The 6,563-nt window shown below is 65.0% G+C and carries 8 protein-coding genes; 3 read left to right on the top strand and 5 right to left on the bottom strand.

What is annotated here, in order from left to right; translation table 11 throughout:
* Together DYI24_RS02440 and DYI24_RS02435 are read left to right on the top strand one after the other, a co-directional pair.
* On the top strand, positions 1-741 hold a 741-nt coding region (locus DYI24_RS02440; protein WP_164571122.1), incomplete at its 5' end, for a cache domain-containing protein.
* Positions 738-1,802 carry a ligand-gated ion channel gene (locus DYI24_RS02435; RefSeq protein WP_164571121.1) on the top strand — a complete coding sequence of 355 codons (1,065 nt, stop codon included), beginning with the start codon at positions 738-740 and terminating at the stop codon, positions 1,800-1,802. The genes DYI24_RS02440 and DYI24_RS02435, both read left to right, overlap by 4 nt.
* A 26-nt stretch (positions 1,803-1,828) precedes the next feature.
* On the opposite strand, the gene DYI24_RS02430 is transcribed toward DYI24_RS02435, so the two are convergent.
* From DYI24_RS02430 to DYI24_RS02420, 3 genes are all read right to left on the bottom strand, one after another.
* Entirely contained in the window at positions 1,829-2,566 is a 738-nt protein-coding gene (locus tag DYI24_RS02430) for a RhiA family protein (protein WP_164571120.1), read from the bottom strand.
* Positions 2,567-2,687: 121 nt separating this feature from the next.
* Positions 2,688-3,647, bottom strand: a complete 960-nt coding sequence (locus tag DYI24_RS02425; protein WP_164571119.1) for a hypothetical protein — start codon at positions 3,645-3,647, stop codon at positions 2,688-2,690.
* A 162-nt stretch (positions 3,648-3,809) separates the two neighbouring features.
* Positions 3,810-4,166, bottom strand: a complete 357-nt coding sequence (locus tag DYI24_RS02420; protein WP_205523331.1) for a helix-turn-helix domain-containing protein — start codon at positions 4,164-4,166, stop codon at positions 3,810-3,812.
* Between the two features lie 162 nt (positions 4,167-4,328).
* Here DYI24_RS02420 and xth point away from each other — a divergent pair, with 162 nt between their 5' ends.
* Positions 4,329-5,120: an exodeoxyribonuclease III gene (gene xth / locus DYI24_RS02415; RefSeq protein WP_164571118.1), complete on the top strand. Its 792-nt coding sequence runs from the start codon at positions 4,329-4,331 to the stop codon at positions 5,118-5,120.
* 147 nt (positions 5,121-5,267) lie between these two features.
* Here xth and DYI24_RS02410 read toward each other — a convergent pair whose 3' ends face one another.
* Together DYI24_RS02410 and DYI24_RS02405 are read right to left on the bottom strand one after the other, a co-directional pair.
* Complete coding sequence (locus DYI24_RS02410) at positions 5,268-6,089, bottom strand: tetratricopeptide repeat protein (RefSeq protein WP_011158411.1); 822 nt, start codon at positions 6,087-6,089, stop codon at positions 5,268-5,270.
* Positions 6,076-6,519 carry a hypothetical protein gene (locus DYI24_RS02405; protein WP_164571117.1) on the bottom strand — a complete coding sequence of 148 codons (444 nt, stop codon included), beginning with the start codon at positions 6,517-6,519 and terminating at the stop codon, positions 6,076-6,078. Before DYI24_RS02405 ends, DYI24_RS02410 begins: the two co-directional genes overlap by 14 nt.
* Positions 6,520-6,563 lie beyond the last annotated feature (44 nt).

Below are 6,563 nucleotides of genomic sequence, written 5' to 3'. Positions count from 1 at the left end.
GGTGACCGCGCCGCGCTGACGGAGCTCACGGCCGCGCCCTATGCGTATCTGAAAAGCCAGGGCGTGCCGGTGTTCGGCTTCCACGCCGCCGACATGACCTATCTGTTGCGGTTGCATCTGCCGGACAAGTTCGGCGACGACCTGACGAAATTTCGGCAGATGGTGCTCGCCGCCAACAAGACGCGGCGCTCGCAGGTCGGCCTCGAGATCGGCGTCGCCGGCACCTTCGTGCGCGGCATCGCAGTGATCAACGATGGCGACCGTTTCGTCGGCACCGTCGAGGCCGGCCTCAACCTCGAGCCGATCCTCGAACAGGTGAAGACGCTGACCAACGCCGACATCGCGGTGGTGCTGAGCCAATCACTCGCCGAGCTGCCATCGCGCGGGCCGGGCGACAAGGGAGAACAATTCGGCGACCTGATCGCGCTCGCTTCGACCGATACACCGCTGTTCACCGGCCTGTTGCGCGACGGCGCGATCCGCCTCGCCCGCACCCGCGAGATCAGCCCGTATCGGATCGGTGGCGAGACCGGCGCGATCCTGGTGCAGCCGTTGATCGACTTCTCCGGCCGGATGATCGGCAACATCGCAGCGGTAAAGAGCTTCCCGTCGCACGGCGCAGCATTGCAGCGGACCCGGATCGAACTGATCGCGGCGGCGCTGATCGGCACCGTGCTCGCCTTTGTCGCCTTCTCGGTGTTGGCCCGGATGCTGAGGCCGCGCGACGAGGCGCAGGCATGAAGTCACTGCTGGCGGCTCTACTGATCGTTTTCGTTGCGCTGTGCGGAGCACCCGCATCCGCTGCAGGCTCACCGTCGGAAGGGCTGCCCGAAGGCGTCGAGCTGCCGGTCAAGGTCCGCATCGGCCTGCGCGTACTCGACATCACCGAAATCCGCGAGGTGATCGGCCGCGCGCGGCTGTACATCGAAGTCACCCAGCGCTGGACCGATCCGCGCCGGCGGTTCGATCCGCTCGACGCCGGCACCTCGCGGATCGACCGCGTCGGCGCCGAGGCACGGCAGTATATCGCCGGGATCTGGACGCCGGGTCTGGCGATCGACAATCAGCTCGGCGAGCCCCGCGCCAAGGCCGATGCCGTCTCGGTCTATTCGGACGGCAGCGTGGTGCTGGTCGAACGCTACGAGGCAGATTTCCGGGTCGGCGTCGACATGGCGGCATTTCCATTCGACCGCCAGCGGCTGTCGCTGTCGTTCTCGCTGCCGCGCTACGCCAAGCAGGATGCGATGCTGGTGACCACCGAGACCGACCGGCTGTTCTCGCGGATCGAACCGAAACTATCGGTGATCGATTGGCGCCCGCTCGACCTGACGTTCTTCTACGACGAAGCAGCCGGCTGGAACGCGCGGGCGTATTCGCGGCTGAACGCGACCGTCGGGATCGAGCGGCTGTCGGAGCGCTATCTGCTGCGGCTGTTCATCCCGATCGTCTCGACCTTGGCGGTGTCGCTGTTCGTGCTGTGGATCCCCGGTACCGCCCCCAAGGATCACGGCAGCCTGGTGTTCTCCGCCCTGCTGGCGCTTGCGGCGATCAGCTTCACCTACGAGGCGAGCTTTCCCGGCTCGATCTCGCTGAACACGCCGATCGCGAAGATCATCTCGCTCGGCTATTTTTATCTCGTGGTGGTGGTGCTGATCGACGCGCTGCTGTGGAAGCCGCGCAGTGATCCGGCCTCGCGCTATCACGTCCTCGCCATGGGACTGCGTTCACACTGCCGCTGGGCGCTACCGTCGATCATGGTGATCGTCTGCCTCGCGCTGGTGTTGCGGGGACTGCCGGGATAGCAGAGCGTTTTGGCGCGACGCGCGCGTCAGGATGTTGTAAATTCGGACTTCACGATCAGACCGAGCTTGCCGTCCTTCAGGCGTCCAGCCACCATGTTCTTGACCGTCCAGGTGCCATCGGCATTGTAGCTGACATCGAACGCCGTGTAGCCCGCCGCGGCATCGCACAGCGCCGCGGTCGGCGACAGGGATGCAAAGCTCAACACCGTGCCGGCGACGTACTTGCCAGTCTGGACATAGAACTTCAGCGACGGGGTACAGTCCAGCCGCGCGTTCGGCGACGCCGTCACGAAATTGGACAGCAGGATCCCGCCGGCGAGAGACTGCATGGCCACGCCGGCGTTGTAGTTGGTCAGCGTCGGGTCGAACACCGCGGTGACGATCCGGAACGCGCCGGCCGGCACGTCGTCGGTTGACGTCGGCATCGACAGGCCGAGCGACGGCGACACCGACATTGTCGTGGTGTTGTTGATCGGCGTCCCTTGCGCCGGGGTCAGCTCGATCGCGCGAAGAGCGCCCGCCTGCCCGACCGGTTGGCCCGGCGTTGGCGGCGCAATCTGCTGCTGAACGCCGGCGTAGGATTTCGGCGTGAACATGAAACTGAGCACCGCGCCGGACGTGGTGTAAGGCAGCAAAGGCTGACCGCACAGGCTGCTGACATAGACCTGAGCGCTGGTCGAATACTGCGCGGGCTGCTGGAAGAAGCAGAAATCCTGCGAAGTATTGCTGTTATTCTTGAGATTGATGGTGATCGTCGTCGCCATGACTGTCGCGTCGCTTCCGTCGTCTTCGTCAACGCGAACGGCCGGAGGCAGTATCGCCTCCGGCCGTGACTAAGCAGTACCGCCGGTTCAGGCTCTAACCGACCAAGAGCTTAGCTCGCTCTTAGTCGAACACCGCGGTATTTCCGGTGATATCCGTGCATGTCACCCCCTGATACCGGCCACCGGCCGGGCCGACCTGGTAGTCGCGGTTCCGAATGATCGCGCCCGGCGCCGTGAGGTTGGTCACGGTGATCGGGCGCAGGAAATTCGCCGCCAAGCCCGATGAAACCAGTCCCGTACCTGCCTCGTTGAGAACCTCGGCAATCAGGGCCGCCGCGCTCAGTTCGGTCGTGAAGGATGATTTCTCGATCAGACCGCGGCTGCCGTTGGCGAGCTGAGACACCGCCATATTTTTCACCGTCCAGGTGCCGTTGGAGTTGTAGCTGACGTTGAACGTGGTGAAGCCGGGGGTCGCGTCGCAAAGCGCCGCCGTCGCCGACGACGAGGTGAAATTCATCACCGTTCCGGCAGTGTAGTCGCCGGTCTGCACGTAGAACTTGATGATCGGTTGGCAGTCGAGATGCGTGTTCGGCTGAGCGGTGACGAAGTTCGACAGCGTGATCGCGCCGGTCAGCGATTGCACAGCCGAGCCGGCGCTGTAGTTCATCAGCGCCGGATCATACACCGGGATGTTGATCCGGAACGAGCCGGCCTGCGGGTCCTGCGACGAGAACGCCGGTGACAGACCCAGCGACGAAGTAACCGTCATGTCGGTCGTATTCTTCGTGGGAGTCCCGCCGGGGGCCGGGGTCAGGTCGATCGGCTGAATCGCACCGAGCTGACCGGACGGCTTTCCGATCTGCGGCGGGTCCACCTGCTGCTGCACGCCGGCATAGTACTGCAGGATCATAGTGAAGCTCAGCACCGACCCCGAGGTCGCATACGGCAACACCTCCTGACTGTAGAGGCTGTTGGTGTAGACCGTGGGGCCGCCGGAATACACGGCCGGCTGCTGAAAGAAGAAGAACTTCTGAGAGTTAGGGCTGTTGTTGGTGACGTTGATGGTGATTTTGGTGGCCATGGTAGTCTCCTGGCGGGCTACGGGGTGGGGTTGAACCCTCGGACTTTATACAACCGAGAGTTGCATCACCGTAACGCAGGCAACCATCCCGAAATGCAATTTATGATTGCATTACGTGCAAACTACAGCCGCTCAACTTGCGCGGGCGGCAACTTCCGTCGCTCAGAGGTCCGAGACCTCGGGGAATAACGAGGCGATGAAAGCGATCAGGAGCGTCTTGGAGCGCTCCGACATCCGCATCTCGGCTCGCCGGACGCAGCTGACGAGTCTCGAATCAGCGGGCTCGGCACGCGGCGGGAGGGCGTGGCCGTCGATCGGGCCGCGGCCGGTCAGGAACCAGTCCAGCGAGATGTCGAGAACGCCGCACAGCAGCACGGCGTGATCGACCGAGATCGGGCCGTTGTTCTTCCAGCGGGTCACGGTGCTTTCGTTGACGCCCATGGCGAAGGCCAAGGCATGTTGCTTGGTCATGCCCCTGAGCTGCATGGCTTCGACCATCCGTGCTCCGCGACTCGACATGCCCGGCGCTCCGCTCTCGGCTGTTCGCGCTGCCGTGGACGATCGCGCAGCGGCTCACAGCGATCGCCGCGCCCGATTTGCGTCCGACGCGGATTGCTCTATCACAGCGCTGCACGGCACGATCTGCCGCGGCGCAAATCATCCCGGGCAACGGACGGCGCGATGCGGATTGCGACTTGGAACGTCAACTCGGTCCGGCAGCGGCTGGACCATCTGGTCAGCTGGCTGCAGGACTGCCAGCCCGACGTGGTCTGCCTGCAGGAAATTAAATGCGTCGACGAGGCGTTTCCGCGCGAGCCGATCGAGGCGCTCGGCTACAACGTCGTCACCCACGGCCAGAAGACCTTCAACGGCGTGGCGCTGCTGTCGAAATATCCGCTCGAAGCAGCCAATCCGGGTCTCGCCGGTGACGACGCCGACGTTCATGCCCGATTTCTCGAAGGTGTGGTGTCTTTGAAGCGCGGCGTCGTCCGCGTCGCCTGCCTGTACCTGCCGAACGGCAACCCGGTCGGCACCGAGAAGTATCCCTACAAGCTGAGCTGGATGGCGCGGCTGCGCGACTATGCCCAGCAGCGGCTGAAGACCGAGGAGCCGCTGATCTTGGCCGGCGATTTCAACGTCATCCCGCAGCCGGAGGACGTCCATAATCCGGCCGCCTGGACCGAGGACGCGCTATTCCGCCCGGAGACCCGCGAGAGCTTCCAGACCCTGCTCGGCCTCGGCCTCACCGACGCCCTGCGCGCAACCACCGATGCGCCCGGCCAGTATACCTTCTGGGACTACCAGGCCGGCGCCTGGCAAAAGAACTGGGGGCTGCGGATCGACCACCTGCTGCTGTCGCCGCAGGCCGCCGACCGGCTGCGCCACGTCGGCATCGACAGCTATGTGCGCAATTGGGAAAAGCCCTCGGACCACGTCCCGGTGTGGGCGGATCTCGACCTGGAAGCAGCGTAACGACGTACGCGCAAATTTAAGTGGCATTCGGAAGCGCCGCCGCGCGGCGGCGGCCTCGAAGGATGGCCGAAGGCCCTGCCCTCACCGTCGCCTTCGACGGCTCGCGTCGTTCGCCACCTCTGGAGACGGCGAACGTGGCGGGATCAATCAGTCCCGGCGGCCCTGCACCCAGTGCTCGAGCATCTGCAGCGCCATCACCCGGTCGTCGTCGGACGCCTTGGAGAAGGCCTTGTTGTAGCTGTCCTTGATCCAGGCTTCTTCCGGCGTCGCGGCATCGCGGGCCAGGGTCAGCCACATCAGGCCGCGGGCGGCCTGGCGGGGCAGCTTCTCGCCGTTGAACAGCAGCTGGCCGAGCATGGCCTGAGCCTGGTGCTGGCCCTTCTGGGCGGCGAGGCCGAGCCAGCGCGCGCCATAGCGGAAGTCGCGCGGCACGCCGACGCCGTCGATGTACAGCCGTGCCAGATCGTACTGCGCGTCGGCATTGCCGAAATACGAGGCGGCGTAGGAGAACATCTCGCGCGCCCGCTCCGGATCGCGCTTGACCTTCGAATTCGGGATGCCGTCGAGATAGTAGCGGCCGAGCGCCACGAAGGCGTTGGCGACGATCGCGGCCTGCGGCGCGGACGGGCTGTCCTCGGCGTGGGCGTTGGCGATCTTGCTGAAATAGTCGAACGCGCGCAGGTCGTCCTGGTCGACGCCGTTGCCGTCGGCATACATCTTCCCGAGCCGCCACTGCGCGATCGGGTGACCGCCTTCGGCGGCATACTGCAAGGCGGTGAGCGAAGTGGTCGAGGGCGCCGCCGGCAGCGCCTTCTTCAGCGCCGGCGCGGTGGCCGGCTGGCTGGTGGCGACCGGGATCGCGGTGTCCTCCGGGCGAACCGGGGTGCCTTCGAACGCAGCCGCCGGGACGGCGCTCGCTCCTGCGCCGATCAGCAACGCGGCAAAAACGCTACGCTTAAAATTCCGCATCGCACATCTCGCGGGTCACCCCCGGTGTGGTCGCAACGACCCGCCGGCTTTCCATCCAACACGCTCCCGCCCTCTCCTCTGTCGCGGCAACACCCGTTTCGGACGGGTCGGTTGCCAACGCTGCGGCGGTCAAATTTCTGTCACGGCCGCGACCGGCCGTCGGCTGTTCGACGGTCAGGTGATCGCACCTTATGTGGCCATGATTGCGCAAGATCGTCGCCGGGAGCTGGGCAACCTCACCATCGCCCTGCTGTTTGGCGAGATGACGGCCGAGCCGCTGCAAATCCGCGGCAGACAGTGACTTTTTGAAGACGTGAATTTGGGAGCCGAGGCCGAGCAGGCCCGCACTAACCGCTCCCGACAGGTTCGCGGCGCCGCCAGTGATCTGGTGGCTCGTCGGCATCGACCTCATCGGCGTCGTGGCGAACATTCGCGAACTCGTCTTTCCGGCCGCCTCGCTATCGGGTTTCCGGA

It is taken from the genome of Rhodopseudomonas sp. BR0C11 (genome assembly GCF_010820945.1).
Lineage (GTDB): Bacteria > Pseudomonadota > Alphaproteobacteria > Rhizobiales > Xanthobacteraceae > Rhodopseudomonas > Rhodopseudomonas palustris_H.
The sequence above is the reverse complement of the archived record's forward strand: the minus strand, read 5'-3'. Positions and strand labels throughout refer to the sequence as shown.

Coding starts and splice junctions, on each gene's coding strand:
- DYI24_RS02425 (WP_164571119.1), bottom strand. CDS start 3,647: ATGGCCACCAAAATCACCATCAACGTCACCAACAACAGCCCTAACTCT.
- DYI24_RS02430 (WP_164571120.1), bottom strand. CDS start 2,566: ATGGCGACGACGATCACCATCAATCTCAAGAATAACAGCAATACTTCG.
- xth (WP_164571118.1), top strand. CDS start 4,329: ATGCGGATTGCGACTTGGAACGTCAACTCGGTCCGGCAGCGGCTGGAC.
- DYI24_RS02410 (WP_011158411.1), bottom strand. CDS start 6,089: ATGCGGAATTTTAAGCGTAGCGTTTTTGCCGCGTTGCTGATCGGCGCA.
- DYI24_RS02420 (WP_205523331.1), bottom strand. CDS start 4,166: ATGTCGAGTCGCGGAGCACGGATGGTCGAAGCCATGCAGCTCAGGGGC.
- DYI24_RS02405 (WP_164571117.1), bottom strand. CDS start 6,519: ATGTTCGCCACGACGCCGATGAGGTCGATGCCGACGAGCCACCAGATC.
- DYI24_RS02435 (WP_164571121.1), top strand. CDS start 738: ATGAAGTCACTGCTGGCGGCTCTACTGATCGTTTTCGTTGCGCTGTGC.